Raw genomic sequence first — 17,475 nt, forward strand, 5'->3', positions numbered from 1 at the left:
TCCATCCCTTGCTCGGTAGCCTTATAAAAGGTCATTCCCCCAAGCGTATTCGGCAAATATTGCTGCTTTACATAATGGTTCGGGAAATCATGCGGATATTGATACCCCTCGTGGCCAAGCTGCTGCGCCCCTTTGTAGTGGGTGTCGCGCAAATGCAGCGGTACCTCTGCACCGCCTGCTCGCTCGATTGCCGCCTCTGCATTGCCGATTGCAATGGCAGTAGCATTCGACTTAGGACTCTCTACCGCGAACAGAATCGCTTGTGAGATGTTATATTTCGCTTCAGGCCAGCCTATCTTATGATAGGCATCCATCGCTGTAACCGCTTGAATCATTGCTTGTGGATTAGCAAGTCCAATATCTTCGCTGCATGCCACAATCAGCCTGCGGATAAACGTCATCGGGTCCATGCCCAGCTTCTCCACAGCATATAAAAACCAAAATAACGCTGCGTCGCTTGAACCTCTTACACTTTTGTGAAACGCCGACAGCACATCATATTGTGTAGATAGGTCTGCGCGAATGGACGGCTTCCTTATGGACTCTTGAGCCACCTCAAGCGTCAACCGGACAGAACCATCCATCTCAGACGGCGTTGTCACCGCAGCCAGCTCAAGCGCATTAAGCGCCCTGCGGATGTCTCCGCCAGCCATTGCAGCGATATGCCGCAGCGCATCCTCATCTACTTGCAAATCCATAAAGCCTAAACCCCGCTCACGATCGGCTAGTGCTCTTATCATCGCCTCATAGGCGTGCTCCTCGCCAAGCGCTTCGAGTTGAAACAAGGTTGAACGTGACAATAGAGCCCCATTCACATGATGAAATGGATTTTCTGTTGTCGCCCCTATAAAAATAATAATGCCCTGCTCGACAGCAGGAAGCAGCGCATCCTGCCTAGCTGTATTAAAGCGATGCACCTCATCTAGAAAAAGCGTCGTCTTCTTGCCGTACATCGCTTTGTTGGTACGAGCCTGCTCGATAACTTCACGTACATCCTTTACCGACGCATCTACCGCGTTAAGCTTCACGAACTCGCCTGCTGTCCGCAAAGATATAATATGTGCAAGCGTCGTTTTACCGCAGCCCGGCGGACCATACAACAAAATTGACGACACTTGATCGCCTTCAATAGCCCGCCGCAGCAGCTTACCCGTTCCTACTATATGCTCTTGCCCGATATATTCGTCTAATGTTTGCGGCCGCATGCGATCTGCAAGCAGCCTGGCGCGAGGCGCTTCTTCCTCTTGATATGAAAATAAATCCATTCTGCTCCCCAACCTTCTGCCATCTGTTACTCCGATCATAGCATACAAGCACATTTGTTCGCCAGAAATGATGTGCTTGTATGCTAATCGCCGAAGCGTCAACGGCTTCGCTGCCCTTTCTGCTGCTATGATGAATCGATTTATTTTGTATTTCAGACAAATTGGAAGCAAGTTCATTCCTTTTTATGCTAGCATCATATAAAATAGCCGATTTGTAAAAAAGCTGAAGACGCTTTTTTTCAAATCGGCTATTGTTTTGCTTCTTATTTGTCGAGTGGAGATCTATGGCCTCTCACCAGCTTACCGACAGTTATCGTTTACACCTCAATGCCGCCAGCAGCAAGCAAATCCTTCACGACGACACTAACCATGATCAGACCCGCTACCGGCGGAACGAATGCATTGCTGGCCGGAGGCTGCTTCGCTTTGCGAATGTCAGGCGCATTCTCGGGAACGATTTTTTTCGTAACATCCTCACGCGGCTTCATTGGCAGCTCCGTTGAGAATACTACCTTAACGCCGCGTTTAATGCCTTCCTTACGAAGTTTAGTACGGATAACCCTTGCTAAAGGATCGGTATGCGTCTGCGAAATATCGACAACCTGAAATTTCGTCGGGTCCATCTTGTTCGCTGCGCCCATACTAGAAATAATCGGAATTTTTCTTTCGAGACATTGCTTGATCAAATGAATCTTATACGAAATCGTATCGGACGCATCAACAACATAATCAAGCGGATACTCGAAAAACTGTTCAAACGTTTCTTCCGTATAAAACATGCGTAGCGCAATGACATCACATTCGGGATTAATGAGTTTAATCCGGTCACGCATAAGCTCTGATTTTACTTGCCCCACTGTCGTTGTGAGCGCATGAATCTGACGATTAACGTTCGTAATATCTACAACGTCCTTGTCAACGAGTATAATACGTCCAACTCCGGTGCGTGCAAGCGCCTCAGCTGCAATGCCGCCAACGCCTCCGATGCCGAGCACGGCAACCGTGCTCCCCTTCATTAGCGCTAGCCCCTCTGGCCCAATAGCCAGCTCTGTTCGTGAAAATTGGTGAAGCATCCGGCCGCCGCCTCCTTCGTATTGATTGCTTATTTTTCGCTAGTTTCTGTTGCTGCAGTTGCTGCTGCCGCTGCAACTGGTTGCTTCGGTTTAAGAACTGTACGGATATGCAATTGCTCAAGCTGCGAAAGCTCGACCTCGGACGGCGCATCGCAGAGAAGATCTGTTGCACTTGCCGTTTTTGGGAATGCAATCGTCTCACGCAAATTCGTGCGGCCTGTAAGCAGCATCACCAGACGGTCGAAACCAAAGGCAATACCGCCGTGTGGAGGCGTTCCATATTCAAATGCATCCAGCAAGAAGCCGAATTTCTCTTGTGCTTCTTCCGCGTTAAAGCCAAGCGCTTTGAACATTTGCTCTTGTACTTCACGCTTGTAGATACGCATGGAGCCGCCGCCTACTTCATAGCCGTTCAGAACTAGATCGTATGCTTGTGCGCGAATTTGACCTGGATCCGTATCGAAGAAATGAAGGTCGTCTTCATTCGGACGCGTGAACGGATGGTGTTCTGCAACATAACGCTTCGCATCCTCATCCCATCCAAGCAATGGGAAGTCTACAACCCAAGCAAACTTGAATTTCGATTCGTCGATCAAGCCTAGATCTTTACCAAGCTTAGAACGCAGGTTGCCAAGTACATCGCAAACCACTTTTTTCTTATCAGCAGAGAAAGTCAGCAAATCTCCGTCTTCCACTTGTAGACGCTCTGTAAGAGCCGCAATTTCTTCCGGTTTAAGGAATTTAACGATCGGCCCGCGCCATTCGCCATCCTTCACTGTGATCCAAGCTAGCCCTTTACCGCCGTAACGAGCAGCGAACGGCTGCAAGTCATCAAGTTCTTTGCGGCTCCAGCTTGCACAGCCCTTAGCGTTCAACGCTTTAACAACGCCGCCGCCTGCTGCAACGCTTGCGAATACTTTTACATCGCTAGTTGAAACGATATCGGTAATATCTTTAATTTCTAGGTCAAAACGAAGGTCCGGTTTGTCGGAGCCGTATTTGTTCATTGCATCTGCATAAGTGATACGTTGGAACGGAAGCTCAAGCTCTACGCCAACTGTTTCTTTCAGAAGCTTAGCTGTCAGCTCTTCCATCATAGCAAGCAATTGATCTTGCGAAAGGAAAGAAGTCTCGATGTCGACTTGCGTGAATTCCGGTTGACGGTCTGCACGAAGATCCTCATCGCGGAAGCAGCGAGCGATTTGGTAGTAGCGTTCAATACCGCCAACCATTAGAAGCTGCTTAAAGATTTGCGGCGATTGCGGCAATGCAAAAAACTCACCTTCATGCACACGGCTTGGCACCAAGTAATCACGCGCGCCTTCAGGCGTGCTCTTCGTTAAAATTGGTGTTTCTACGTCGATAAAGCCTTCTCCGTCTAGGAAATCGCGGAAAACCTTTGCTGCTTTCGAACGAAGCAACAACGTTTTTTGCATTTCTGGACGACGCAGGTCAAGGTAACGATATTTCAAGCGAAGCGACTCGTCTACTTCTACGCCATCCTCAATTGGGAATGGAGGCGTTTTGGCAGCGTTCAACACTTCAATTTTTGTAACACGAACTTCAATTTCACCGGTAGCAAGGTTAGCGTTGTAAGTTTCAGCATCGCGCTCCACTACTGTTCCTTGAATGGCAAGGACGAACTCATTACGAGCACGGTCAGCGATCGCTAGTGCGTCACCAGAGAAATCTGGGTTGAATACCGTTTGTACAATACCAGAACGGTCACGAAGATCGATAAATAGGACACCGCCAAGATCGCGGCGACGTTGTACCCAGCCGTTTAGAATAACTGATTGACCAACGTCCGCTTTCGTTAAGCGGCCGCAGTGATGTGTTTTTAACAACATTGTGTTCATTCTCCTCGTTTAGTTAGATTTATTTTTGTGTAGCAAACGAACTATTAATTTCTTCAGCGAGCTTATCCAGTGCAACAACACGCTGTTCGCCTTTTGTCATGTCTTTCAAGGAAATCTCGCCGCGCTCAAGCTCATCGTCGCCTAGTATAGCGGTAAAACGGGCTTGAAGACGGTCTGCCGACTTCATTTGCGCCTTCATTTTACGACCAAGATAATCGCGCTCTGCACGTATGCCTTGCTGTCTTAGCTGGTAAACGAGCTTAGTTACCTCACGCTCTGCAGCTTCGCCAAGCGCAACCACATACACATCGATTTGATTAAAAACCGGTAATTCTGTTTCTTGATGCTGAAGCAGCAAAATCGTTCTTTCAAGACCTAAGCCAAGACCGACTCCCGGCTGGTCAGGACCGCCGATTTCTGATACTAGGCCGTTATAGCGACCGCCGCCGCCGACAGTATCGATCGTACCGATACCCTCTGCCTTGTATTCGAAGGCCGTATGGGTATAGTAGTCGAGTCCGCGAACGAGGCGATGATTGATTTCATAAGGAATGCCCATGTCGCTCAAATACATTTTTACTTTATCAAAGTGAATTTGGCATTCCTCGTCCAGGCTGTCCAAAATTGACGGCGCATCCGTAAAATGCTCTTGATCGACCTTGCAATCAAGCACGCGCAGCGGATTGCGATCCATCCGTGATTGGCAATCCTTGCAGAGCAGCTCACGCTTAGGCTCTAAGAAAGCAAGCAGACGCTCGCGGAACACCGCACGTACAGCCGGTGTGCCGACGGAATTAATTTCTACGCGTACACCTTTTAGACCCACCTCTGTATAAAAGGTATAGCCAAGTGCAATGACTTCTGCATCTATAGCTGGATCAACCGAACCGATAGCCTCAACGCCAAATTGATGCAGCTGGCGATAACGGCCTGCCTGCGGGCGCTCATAACGGAACATCGGACCGATATAATACAATTTAGACACGTCTGGCTCGCCGTACAGCTTGTTCTCTACGTAAGACCTTACTACGCCTGCAGTTCCTTCCGGACGAAGCGTCAGACTGCGATTGCCGCGGTCTGTGAAGGTATACATTTCTTTCTCAACGATGTCGGTCGTTTCACCGACGCCCCGTTGAAACAGCTCAGTGGATTCAAATATCGGCGTACGAATTTCTCGGAAATTATAACGCTGACAAATATCCCGAGCCTTCTGCTCCACATACTGCCATCTCTCTACCGCGCCAGGCAAAATATCCTGTGTGCCCGGCATTTTCTGAAATGCCATTGAATAACCCCTCCTGCCCTCATAATAAACGGGTTAAATTTCGGAAAACGCAAAAAACTCCCGTTCCTAATAGCTTGCGCCATAAGGGACGAGAGTGAATCTCCCGTGGTACCACCCACATTTCGAGCCTGCATCCTATGCGTTCGGCTCGCTCAAAGACGGTTAACGTCCGTCATCCGCAGTCCAGCTACTGTGCATTAGCTGCAAGCCTAATTGCTTGCTGCCATCTGCCGTTCACCGTCTGTTCTCCGGGAAGTCTGTTCATTCTGCCAATATAAGGACGCTTGCAGCCAAGTGACGTCCCTCTCTGAATATAAGGCGTAGAATTACTTTGTCCCATCAACGAATCCATATCTATACTGAGGACTAATTTTACCTCTGACTAAGATTAAAGTCAAGATCGAACTGCCCAAGCAACGCCATACTGTTTAAAATAGGCAGAAAAAAACCTACAAAACGTATTTGTAGGTCCAAAAGTAAAATATATTTTAAAAAGGGGGTCGAGTACTATTATAGGTCAATGATATTAAAAAAAAGTTAGAGATTGATTACAGTAATATTACAATTTCGAAAGCGTTTTAATGGATACTTTGTGTAGATGCTATTTTCTCCATTTGTTTATTTCAAAAGATAACCGCCCCAGCTCTCGGCTTGGGCGGCGGTATGCTTATGCTATAGTTGACCCGAATTTTCGCGGCGCGGGTGCTGCGGGAAACCCGCCCACTCCTCCGCTGCTTCCATATCTTCCTCAAGCTCTGCAAAAATTTTAGCTTCTCTGCGATCGGAATGAAGCAGTCTGCGAGATGATCGTTCCATCCCTTGTTCCTTGCGTGATTGGTGCATTCGCGGTTTACCTCCAATATGGCATACTGCTTGTACAAGCTTCTAATGATGCGTGCACAGCCTACACTATATTGTTTCCCGCGTTGCCTTAGTTAAATACGGCTATCCAAAATTAACGTTATAGGCCCGGAATTCACGAGCTCCACGTCCATCATCGCACCAAAACGCCCCGTTTCCACGACCAATCCGGTGGAACGAAGCGTCTCATTAAACAAATCATACAGCTGCTCTGCTTGCTCGGGTCTGGCGGCTGCCATGAAGTTAGGGCGTCTGCCTTTCCGGCAGTCTCCATACAGTGTAAACTGAGAGACCGAAAGCAGCTGCCCGCCAACATCTGAAATAGAATGATTCATTTTGCCTGACTCATCCTCAAAAATACGCAGGTTAGCTACCTTATCAGCCATCCATTTGACATCCGCTTCTGTGTCCTCATGCGTCATGCCTACAAGAAGCACAAGCCCCGAGTCAATTGAACCTACTATTTCACCCTCAATGACTACCTTTGCTTGTTTACTGCGTTGTACGACAACCTTCACTGCTCAAAAACCTCCGATATTCGTTTTGATCTCGATGCCGCAAGAGCAAAACGTTTATTGCATAATCCGTTGAACAGAATAAATATCCTGCACTCGTTTGATTTTCTCAACAACCGAAGTAAGGTGCTCGACATTGCGGATAAGCACCGTCATATGAATATGCGACATTTTGTTTTTTACAGAACGTCCGGTTACAGCTGAAATGTTCGTCTTGCTTTCGGATACCGCCTGCAGCACTTCATTCAGAAGGCCTCTGCGATCGTGTCCGGTTATTTCGATATCGACGCTGTAATTGGCATCAATATTATCTTCCCACTCTACCTCTATTACGCGTTCGCCCTCTTCGCCCTGATCGCCGAAAGGAATGTTCAAACAATCCATTCGGTGGACTGAAACGCCGCGCCCTCGGGTAATGTACCCGATAATCGCGTCTCCCGGTACAGGGTTGCAGCAGCGTGCAAAACGAACGAGCAAATTGTCGATGCCCTTCACAGTCACGCCTTGATTCGGACGTGATTTGCGATTGCCCGGCGATTTTATTTCCTTGATTTCGCTTGTAAGCTCAATCTGGCTTGCCAGTTCGGCCTCTCTGCGCATCTTCTCGGTAAGCTTCGTGCAAATTTGTGCAGCCGTAATTCCGCCAAAGCCGATTGCGGACATCATATCCTCAATATCGTTAAATGCGAACTTCGCGGCAGCCTCCTGCAGCTTATCTTCCTGCAGCCATGCGGAAGGCTCAAGTCCTAAACGCTTCAGCTCACGCTCAAGCAGATCCTTGCCTTTTGCTACATTTTCTTCGCGACGCTCTTTCTTGAACCATTGCCGAATTTTGCTTCTAGCGTGTGAGGACTGCGCAATTTTCACCCAATCCTGACTTGGTCCATAAGAATGTTTCGACGTTAATATTTCAACAATATCCCCGGTTTTGAGCTTATGGTCAAGCGGCACAATTCGACCGTTCAGCTTCGCGCCAATCGTTCGATTGCCCACTTCCGTATGAATCCGGTAGGCGAAATCAAGCGGTACAGAACCAGCTGGCAGTTCAATGACTTCACCGCTAGGCGTAAATACAAATACGAGATCGGCAAAGAAGTCCATTTTTAGCGACTCCATAAACTCCGACGCATCGCGCGCTTCATGCTGAAGCTCTAAGATTTCTCGGAACCATGACATTTTATCTTCAAAGTTGCCGCCTGGTACAAGCGAACCCTCTTTGTAAGCCCAATGTGCCGCAATTCCGTATTCTGAGGTGCGATGCATTTCCCAAGTACGAATCTGTACCTCTGTAGGCTCTCCATTTGGCCCTATAACGGTCGTATGCAGCGATTGATACATATTCGCCTTCGGCATCGCGATATAGTCCTTAAAGCGACCAGGCATCGGTTTCCAGAGCGTATGAATAATTCCGAGCGTAGCATAGCAGTCCTTAATATTATCAACGATTATACGAATAGCAAGCAGATCATAAATCTCCGTAAACTGCTTGTTGCGATCGGTCATTTTTTTGTAAATGCTGTACAAATGCTTAGGGCGACCAGAAATATCACCTTCAATACCCATTTCTTCGAGCTTCTCGGTAATCCGGGAGATGACATCGTCAATAAACTGCTCGCGTTCCGCACGCTTCTTCTTCATCAGATTGGCGATACGGTAATATTGCTGCGGGTTCAAATAACGAAGAGCAATATCTTCCATTTCCCATTTGATAGCTGAAATACCGAGGCGATGAGCAATCGGACAAAATATTTCCAACGTTTCATAAGCGATACGACGCTGTGCTTCTTCCGATTGGAACTTCAGCGTGCGCATGTTATGAAGCCGGTCAGCCAATTTTATCAAAATGACGCGAATGTCCTGAGCCATGGCGACAAACATTTTACGATAGTTTTCGTTTTGCTGCTCTTCTTTAGAACGAAATTGAATTTTTTCGAGCTTCGTTAGACCGTCTACCAGCATCGCACAAGTTTCGCCAAATTTCGCACGCACCGTCTGCAAATCAACAGTTGTATCCTCAACGACATCATGGAGCAATGCTGCGATAATGGACAGCACGTCCATTTGCATATCAACAAGAATATCCGCCACCGCTACGGGGTGCAGAATATATGGCTCTCCCGATTTCCGTACTTGTCCGTGATGGGCTTGCTCCGCAAAGTCATAGGCTTCCTGGATGCGTATAAGGTCCTGCTCTTTCATATAGGCGGATGCCTTCTCGAGTAAATGCTCAATGCCCATGAAACGTCCCTTTCTGATTACACTCCTGGCGGATCCCATTCATGCGTTTTCCGAGTTTTTATAATATTATGCCTGTAATCACAGTACCGCGTCAACTACCAGAGACCTCCAGCAATAAAATAAAACCGCCTGGCCTTCTCGCAAATTGCGAATAAGGGGGATAGGCGGTCATTTTATAGAGCAATCTTGCTGCTTGAATTATGAGTAAGTCATTAGTGAGAATACGTCGATTCCTTTAAGCTTCTCACGGCCAGTTAAGTATGCAAGCTCAATTAGAAAAGCTGCACCTACTACTTCACCGCCAAGCTGCTCAATCAAATTGATCGATGTTGCGATCGTTCCGCCTGTTGCAAGCAGATCGTCAGCAATGAGTACGCGTTGGCCCGGTGTGATTGCATCCTTGTGCATAGCCAGTTTATCCTGTCCATACTCCAAGTCGTAGCTTGCTGTAATCGTCTCGCCCGGCAGCTTGCCGCTTTTGCGAATCGGAGCAAAACCTACGCCTAGCGCAATCGCCAGCGGTGCGCCTACTACGAAGCCGCGAGCTTCTGGTCCTGCAATGACGTCAATTTTCATATCCTGAACAGCAACTCGCATCTCTTCAATCGCAGCACGATATGCTCCTCCGTCTTTCAGAAGCGTCGTAATATCTTTGAAACGGATACCTGGTTGCGGGAAATCTGGAATTACCCGGATGTAATCTTTGAAGTTGTATTGTGTGTTGGACACTTGAGGTCAACCCTTTCCATTTCTAACTATTCATTATAATTTGTGTTGCTTCAAATTGTGCTTTTGCTTCTCTATAACGTTCAGAAGTAGCTAAATCACGTTTCTGAGGTGAGGCTGCTGCCTGCATCAAACCATTGTCTCGGTTAATAAATTGCAGCTCCTCGAATACTGCCAGCATAAGCTCAACCGTCTCTAAGGATAAACCACTTTGCTTCGATAAGCGAGCATTTAATCCTTGAAGCGGAACTTGCCCCAGCTGTTTCAACAGTTGATACACTTTGCCGAATTGCTCGCGCTCTGGAAATTCGACAGCAGCAGGATCAAAATGCACATCATGCAGTTGAAGCTGAGGTTTGCGCTGCCCATTCCACTCATTAACAGATAATTCCCCGACAACATCTATTTTGCTGCCCGGCTTTAATCCTTCTGCTAGCATTCCCATACTGAAGCCGATACCGTCTAATAGACGACGGCCGCTTCCTAGAGATAGCTTTAAGTGTCTTGACTCCTTGCCTATCGTACGACGATCTGCAAGCTCCGTTTTCTGAAACAGCAATCTTGGCGATGGATTTCCCATCCCGAACGGCTCAAGCTGTGAAAGCTCGGTAATCGTATCGAGAGTGGCTTCGCTAACCGAGCATACAAGATCAACAGACGTTTTGGGAATCCAATCGTCAGCGCTCAGCCATTCAGCAGCCAGCTCGCCAAGTTTCTGTTCAAATTCAGATAGTCGATCGCGATGAAGACTCATTCCAGCAGCGGCCTGGTGTCCTCCGTAATGATCGAGCAGCTCGTCGCAAGCTGTAAGGGCTGCATGCAGGTCGAAGCCTTCTATGGAGCGCGCAGAGCCTTTACACATCCCTGTCTGCTCATCTATCCCAAGTATAATAACAGGCTTATAATTGCGTTCAAGCAGTTTGGAGGCAACGATACCGATGACACCAACGTTCCAGCCTTCACCTGAGAGCACAATAACTGGCGGAGGTGATGCATTCGCGGCTGCAGCATCGTCGCATTTGGTCTGCCACTGCAGCTCGGCTTCCTTCACGATACTCTCCACTACGCGCTGCCGTTCTTTGTTCAAACTGTCCAGTCCGATTGCAGTCAAAATCGCATTGTCATAATCGTCGGTTGTGAGCAGTTCGACTGCACGTTTCGCATGATCGAGCCTTCCAGCTGCATTGATGCGCGGTGCCATTCCAAAAGCAATGCCAGTCGCAGTAATGCTGTCCAGCTCAATGCCGCCAGCCTCTGCCAGCGCTCGGAAGCCTACTCCTGCATGATTTTTCAATCGCTCTAAACCACAGCGAACAAAAATACGATTCTCATCTTTAAGAGGCATTAAATCTGCTACTGTTCCAAGACTCACAATGTCGGYCCACTCAAGCGGAGGGCGCTCTAATAACGCATGTGCCAACTTGAATGCAACGCCTACGCCCGCAAGCCCTTTGAACGGATAAGTGCAGCCTTCTTGCTTCGGATTGACAACAGCTGCTGCATTTGGAATTTGCTCAGGCGGCTCGTGATGATCAGTAACAACGACATCAATCCCGAGCTGCTTCGCATAATCAATTTCTTCAACAGCGCTGATGCCCGTATCAACCGTAACAATTAAACCGATGCCCTCTTCAGCAGCCAGCTCAATCGCTTTTTTGTTTAATCCGTAACCTTCCAAAGCACGATGAGGAATATAATAATCAAAATCATAATTTAATGATCGGAATAAATGTACCAATAAAGATGTGCTTGAAACGCCGTCCGCATCGTAATCGCCATAAATCCTTATTTTCTCATTGCTGGCTGCTGCTCGCTTTATTCGTGCAACGGCAGCCTCCATTCCAAGCAATAAATAGGGATCATGAAAATGCTCCACCCCGCCTCGCAAAAAACGTTCAGCCGCTTCGGTATCATCAAAGCCGCGCTGCACGAGAAGTCTCGCTACTAGCGGCGGCAAATTAAGATTCGCTGCCAAATCCTTCGCTTTTGCTTCGTCGTCCGCAGACCATGGCGCTACAGCCCATCTTGTCTTCCTTTGAATCATGCTGCTTGCTCCTCTCCTGCTGTTTGCTGTTCTTATTGCAGCAGTGTCGGCATCTGCTCCTGATTCGGATCATGATTAGACTTATAAGGATAACCAGGATCATAAGGCTCAACGAAAATCGATACATCCATGACATGTATAAAACGTTTCATGACGAGCTGCTTTACCCTTTTGGCAATCTCTTGACCCTCAAGAACAGAAATGCGTGGATTTACACTAATAACCATTTCTGCAATGACATAATGACCATGCTCTTTCGCTCGCAAGGTTTGCACAGTAATGACTCCATCAACACGTTGAATAAGCTGCATCAGCTCATCCGGATTTTCCTCTGAAGTCTTGCTATGTTCATCTTTTCGCATAAAGACTGTAGCCATTCTGTAGCCGTTTACGATAACAATGACCGCAATAACGATCGCTGCCGCCGGATCAAAATAATAGAGCACCGGCACATTCAGCATTTTGCCAATAATCGCTCCGCTTGCGCCCACTAATGCTGCGACTGAACAATAAAGTCCTGTCATTCGATCCTTCGATGAAAAAAACAGCTGCTGAACGATTAGAGCAAGCGCGATGGCCACTGCCGCACTCCAGTGCGGAGCGGTCGTTACACGATCAGAAAGGTCTCTAATGGCAGATATACCGATTTCGAGCCCAACGATGAGAAGGACGACTGACAACAATATCGTTGTCGCCGTCTCTCCTCTTAAATCTACTGGTACCGCTTTGGCACCCGGGTTTGCCATTTTCCGCTGCCGGCTTGCCCTCAAACCTGAAAGGGCAACAACTCCTGCAGCGACCTCAGCCGCTGTTCGAAATGCATCCGCGAGCAGCGCTTTGCTTCCTGACAACCATCCTATTACACCTTTAAATAGAGCCAGCAGCATGTTTCCCCATAAGCCGGCCCAGCTTGCGGACTCTGCTTTTACATATCGCTGTGTGGTTGACATTTATACCTCCTAAAGGTTTTGYGCATGCAAAACCACTTCGTAAGCATCTACTTAGGTTTTGCGAATGCAAAACCTACTTCGTAAGCATGTACTTAGGTTTTGCGAATGCAAAACCACTTCGTAAGCATCTACTTAGGTTTTGCGCATGCAAAACCACTTCGTAAGCATTCAACTGCTTATAGTTAAGCTGTTTTCTTAACAACAGCCTTTGGCTTTTGTCTGCCTTTAAGCATTAGCCATAGCGGGCTCGCGATACAAATGGACGAGTACGCACCGCTTGTAAGACCAATGATTTTTGCAAGGGCAAATAGCTTGATTGACTCGCTTCCGAAGATGAACAAACAAACTGCAACGATAAGCACTGCTAATACAGTATAGATATTACGCGCCATTGTTTGCCAGATACTTGCGTTAACCATCTCAGCGAGCTGCTCACGGTTTTTATATTGACCAAACCGAAGATTTTCACGAATCCGGTCAAAAATAACGATTTTATCATTGATAGAATAACCGATCGTTGTCAACACCGCCGCAATAAACGGAAGATCAACTTCCAGACGGAATATCGAGAACAACGCGACAACGACAAAGGCGTCATACAAAATCGCAATGTTCGCAGCTAGTGCAAAGCGCCATTCAAAACGAATCATGACATAAATCATAATGGCTACGCTGGCAATCAGTACTGCCCAGATCGTTTTGATCCCAAGCTCCTGCGCCATGTCCGGCGATACGACGTTAACCTCAGCCGATACTTGATCACCATACTTCGCTTTAAATAAGTCTTGAATTTCAGTGATTTTGGTTTGTGTAAGCACTTCGTCAAAACGAGCCGTTACACGTTCTTCACCTGTACCACCAACTGTAGGCGTGATGCCTTCGATTCCTGCTTTCACAAGAATTTCTTTCGCATCCTGTTGGGTTACTGCTTTGCCTACTGAAATATCCATATTCGTACCAGCCTTGAAATCAACACCGAAATTAAGGCTGAAAAAAAGCAAAGACAAGATGCCGATTACGGTTAACGTGATCGAGAACAGAAAGAACTTATTGCGGTTCCCGATGAAATCATAACGAATTTTTGTATTAAAGTTCACGGATTTCTGCCTCCTTCACACCATAGTAGCTTGGTTTTGTAAACAGGTTGCTCTTAATAAGGAGCATAATTAAAAAGCGGGACAAGAAGATGTTTGTCAGCATACTTACCAAAATACTGAAAATCATCGTCAATGCAAAACCACGAATCGCTCCATTACCGATAAAGTACAATACTGCACTTGAAATGATGTTCGTAATGTTCGCATCCATAATGGTACGGAATGAGTTTTTCGATCCAGCTTTAAGCGATGAAAGCAAGCTTTTCCCGCTTCGAATCTCTTCCTTAATCCGCTCATACATGATGATATTCGCATCAACCGCCATACCTATACCTAGCACAAAGGCGGCTATTCCTGGGAGTGTTAGGGTCGCATTCATTAAGTTAAATACTACGATCAAGAGCCAAGTATAAGTAATTACTGTAATACCAGCTACAATGCCTGGAATACGGAACAAAATAACAAGGAATATCAAAATAATGACTGTTCCGATAACACCCGCCTCAACGGTGTCTTTCAAGGAAGCTAGTCCTAGTTTAGCGCCAACGCTTTGCGTATATTTCTCAGTGAGCTTGAGAGGCAATGCTCCGAGATTAATCATATCGGCCATATCTCTCGCTTCATTTACGGTATATTCACCCGTAATTGTAGCTGATCCACCTGAAATCGGTTCTCTTACGGATGGTCTGGAAAGCTCTTTATCATCGAGATAGATCGCTAAATACGAACCGATCAACCGTGTCGTAATTTCCTCGAATTTTTTCGCATCCTTAAGTTCGATTGTAACAAAAGGTTTGCTTAAGTTGTCATAACCAACACCTGCACCATTTTGCTTAAAATCGCTGCCGTCCAGCTCGATCTTGCCGTCAGGTCCGCGGAACGTTAAATTAATTGGTTTGGCAAGAATGTCTCTTACTTCATTCTCGTTCGCAACTCCTGCAAGTCTCAAACGAATGCGGTTTGAGCCTTCAGTTGTAATCTCCGGCTCTACAATACCGAGTTCGTCAATCCGCTTTTCTAAGCTTTTTGCCGTTTCCTTTAGTGATTGCGGTGTTACAGCTTCTCCACCTTCAAGCGGCGTAGCTTCGTACAAAACCTCAAATCCGCCTTTCAAATCAAGGCCTAGCCTTACGTCTTTCACTAGCGATGGGCTTGTCCAAGCGATAACGCCAAACATAATGACTACGATCGCAAGGAAGGCAATTATTCTCTTCCCGAACATACGTCTAAATCCCCCTTATGATCTCAATATTCCTATTATACAGACGGGACAAAATCGAGTCAAAAAAAAAGAAACCGTCAATTTAAAATTGGGTTCCTTTGTATGCGCTTATCGTCATGAAATTCATAAATTTCATAACTTTTAAAGATAAAATATCATTTACTAATTCATGTAGTTCGGGCTGTCCCGACTTGTTATATTTCTGGCTAACGCATTCCCAAACCTCTTGACCCGTTACATGTTCGTAGCCAATGAGATGAAATTCCTCCGCTTTGCTGTTGCATAGCTCCTCGATCATACGATTTAATTCTTCGTCTGCCATGCTGCGCCTCCCAAAAGCTTATGACATAAAGCTGTATCCCATCTATTCGCTGTTCCTCTGCCTTTTTCCTGCCCGCTTCACTGCTAATCTATAAATTCACTGACATGGAACTGGACATGCCGCGCATAAAGATGATAGTACATGCCTGTCTAAAGACTTCGACTCACATCAGTAGAAGGCAGCATTTGGTTATTCCATGATAGAGAAGAGGGTTCATCATAATGACAAAACGATCGGATCAAACAAAGCAAAACTTTATAAAAGGAGCCATGATATTGCTTGCCGCAGGTTTAATTAACAGGCTGCTTGGTTTCATTCCTCGCATTGCACTCCCCCGTATTATGGGGGCAGAGGGTGTAGGATTATACCAGCTGAGCTATCCGTTTCTAACGGTCATGATAACCTTAATCACAGGAGGCATTCCGCTTGCCGTTGCCAAATGGATTGCTGAAGCAGAGTCGCAAGGTGATTCCAAACGAGTAAAGTATATTTTTCGAACAGCTATGCTCCTCGTAACTTCGCTAGGCATATTGTTGACCGCTCTCATGCTTCTTTTTGCACCTTGGATAACGAAGCATGTGCTGCCGGATGCCCGCGTATACCGCACCTTTATGGTTATGACTCCTATGCTGCTCATTATTGGCATATCATCGGTTTATCGAGGTTACTTCCAAGGCAAACAGAACATGATTCCCACCGCTGTATCTCAAATCGTAGAAACCTTGCTGCGCATTGTTGCATCGCTATCATTTTCTTTCATGCTCCTGCCTTATGGTCTTGAATGGGCGGCGGCTGGCGCCATGCTTGGAGCCGTGCTTGGAGAGATCGGGGGCCTCGCCGTACTGCTTTGGAAATACTACAGAGACAAATCCCGCATCAAACAAAAAGCTCTCAATCAGACAAATGAAAAATCAAACAAAAACATTCCTGTATTGCGAAAATTACTTAGCTTATCCATTCCCGTGACAGGCAGTCGATTGGTCGGCTCCTTCTCCTACTTGCTGGAATCCATCTTTACCGTCCGAAGTTTAGCAGCGGCAGGAATTACAACAGGCATCGCCACTGCGCAATACGGAGCATTGCAAGGAATGATCATACCGCTGCTTTTATTGCCAACTGCATTAACCTACTCTCTTGCGGTTTCACTGGTACCCTCCTTATCCGAAGCGGCTGCTCGCGGAGATCATGCGTTAATTCACAAACGACTGCATCAATCGATGAGGCTTGCACTTGTTTCAGGGGCGCCTTTTGTTGTTATTATGGCTTTGTTAGCTGAACCGATTTGCCGTATCGTTTATAACCATGCCGAAATAGCTCCGATGCTCCAGCTCATCGCTCCTGTTGGCATTTTCATCTATCTGCAGGCTCCCCTGCAAGCAGCACTCCAAGCACTAAATAAACCGGGAACGGCATTAATTAACACATTAATTGGTGCGGTGGTCAAGCTATTTCTCATCGTTCAACTTGCATCGAATGCTGATTTTGGAATATACGGTGCTTTAATCGCTATTAATGTCAATATCGTACTCGTCACATTATTGCACGGCATTAGCGTATTGCGGTTCATTGGCTTCCATATGAAAGTGCTTGATTTTGTAAAAGTTGGCACCGCTATGATTATTATGGGAGCTGCCGCCAGGTTTACGATGAATCATAAACCGCTCTCCATGGAATGGGTAAATTTACTTCTTGCATGCGCAGCTAGCATAATCATTTATTTAATTTTAATGATCGTAATGAAAATCATTGATCGCCATGATATGGCGCGTTTACCATTGCTCGGAGCTTGGTTTAAATAACAATGGTAAGGTCGTCGAATGATAAAAACCGCGGTAAAGAAAGGGATAAGCCCTGGGACTGACCCCATAACGTGAGACAAATCAAAACACCTTCAAGAAAATGCAACCATGTCGTAAGATATGGAGACAACCTTGGAGGTGTTTTTACGTTGGCAACAAGAGTAAGTTATCCAGTGGAAATAAAGGCAAAAGCAATTGAAATGAGAATAGCAGGCATAC

Annotated in this window: 15 protein-coding genes; 1 reads left to right on the plus strand and 14 read right to left on the minus strand. The window is 46.6% G+C overall.

Annotation, left to right across the window (positions count from 1 at the left end; translation table 11 throughout):
* The 14 genes from AC1DSE_RS15175 to AC1DSE_RS15240 all read right to left on the minus strand — a co-directional run.
* Positions 1–1,265: replication-associated recombination protein A (locus AC1DSE_RS15175; RefSeq protein WP_477527845.1), on the minus strand; the 1,265-nt coding region annotated here is incomplete at its 3' end.
* A 317-nt stretch (positions 1,266–1,582) separates the two neighbouring features.
* Entirely contained in the window at positions 1,583–2,338 is a 756-nt protein-coding gene (locus tag AC1DSE_RS15180) for a tRNA threonylcarbamoyladenosine dehydratase (RefSeq protein ID WP_430057769.1), read from the minus strand.
* A gap of 29 nt (positions 2,339–2,367) precedes the next feature.
* On the minus strand, positions 2,368–4,188 hold the full coding sequence (gene aspS / locus AC1DSE_RS15185) for an aspartate--tRNA ligase (protein WP_477511675.1): 1,821 nt from the start codon (positions 4,186–4,188) through the stop codon (positions 2,368–2,370).
* 28 nt (positions 4,189–4,216) lie between these two features.
* Positions 4,217–5,482 carry a histidine--tRNA ligase gene (hisS, locus tag AC1DSE_RS15190; protein ID WP_339207883.1) on the minus strand — a complete coding sequence of 422 codons (1,266 nt, stop codon included), beginning with the start codon at positions 5,480–5,482 and terminating at the stop codon, positions 4,217–4,219.
* 187 nt (positions 5,483–5,669) lie between these two features.
* On the minus strand, positions 5,670–5,822 hold the full coding sequence (locus AC1DSE_RS15195) for a hypothetical protein (RefSeq protein WP_179089913.1): 153 nt from the start codon (positions 5,820–5,822) through the stop codon (positions 5,670–5,672).
* A gap of 332 nt (positions 5,823–6,154) precedes the next feature.
* Positions 6,155–6,325: a hypothetical protein gene (locus AC1DSE_RS15200; RefSeq protein WP_477511674.1), complete on the minus strand. Its 171-nt coding sequence runs from the start codon at positions 6,323–6,325 to the stop codon at positions 6,155–6,157.
* Between the two features lie 92 nt (positions 6,326–6,417).
* Positions 6,418–6,861, minus strand: coding sequence for a D-aminoacyl-tRNA deacylase (dtd, locus tag AC1DSE_RS15205; protein WP_477511673.1), 444 nt, complete (start codon positions 6,859–6,861; stop codon positions 6,418–6,420).
* 54 nt (positions 6,862–6,915) lie between these two features.
* Complete coding sequence (locus tag AC1DSE_RS15210) at positions 6,916–9,096, minus strand: RelA/SpoT family protein (protein WP_076270827.1); 2,181 nt, start codon at positions 9,094–9,096, stop codon at positions 6,916–6,918.
* 198 nt (positions 9,097–9,294) lie between these two features.
* Positions 9,295–9,825: an adenine phosphoribosyltransferase gene (locus AC1DSE_RS15215; protein ID WP_076270828.1), complete on the minus strand. Its 531-nt coding sequence runs from the start codon at positions 9,823–9,825 to the stop codon at positions 9,295–9,297.
* Positions 9,826–9,847: 22 nt separating this feature from the next.
* Complete coding sequence (recJ, locus tag AC1DSE_RS15220; RefSeq protein WP_477527844.1) at positions 9,848–11,866, minus strand: single-stranded-DNA-specific exonuclease RecJ; 2,019 nt, start codon at positions 11,864–11,866, stop codon at positions 9,848–9,850.
* A gap of 32 nt (positions 11,867–11,898) precedes the next feature.
* Positions 11,899–12,816: a cation diffusion facilitator family transporter gene (locus AC1DSE_RS15225; protein ID WP_477511671.1), complete on the minus strand. Its 918-nt coding sequence runs from the start codon at positions 12,814–12,816 to the stop codon at positions 11,899–11,901.
* A gap of 182 nt (positions 12,817–12,998) precedes the next feature.
* A complete protein-coding gene (gene secF, locus AC1DSE_RS15230; RefSeq protein ID WP_339207880.1) occupies positions 12,999–13,913 on the minus strand; it encodes a protein translocase subunit SecF in 915 nt (304 codons plus the stop codon).
* Positions 13,903–15,135, minus strand: coding sequence for a protein translocase subunit SecD (gene secD / locus AC1DSE_RS15235; protein WP_441912583.1), 1,233 nt, complete (start codon positions 15,133–15,135; stop codon positions 13,903–13,905). Before secD ends, secF begins: the two co-directional genes overlap by 11 nt.
* A gap of 82 nt (positions 15,136–15,217) precedes the next feature.
* Positions 15,218–15,457 (minus strand): post-transcriptional regulator, encoded by a 240-nt coding sequence (locus tag AC1DSE_RS15240; RefSeq protein WP_076270832.1) that lies wholly within the window; start codon positions 15,455–15,457, stop codon positions 15,218–15,220.
* Positions 15,458–15,678: 221 nt separating this feature from the next.
* On the opposite strand from AC1DSE_RS15240, the gene spoVB reads away from it, so the two are divergent.
* Complete coding sequence (gene spoVB / locus AC1DSE_RS15245) at positions 15,679–17,256, plus strand: stage V sporulation protein B (RefSeq protein ID WP_477511670.1); 1,578 nt, start codon at positions 15,679–15,681, stop codon at positions 17,254–17,256.
* The last annotated feature ends 219 nt before the right edge of the window (positions 17,257–17,475 follow it).

The sequence above is a fragment of the Paenibacillus sp. 01L418 genome, from assembly GCF_056400045.1.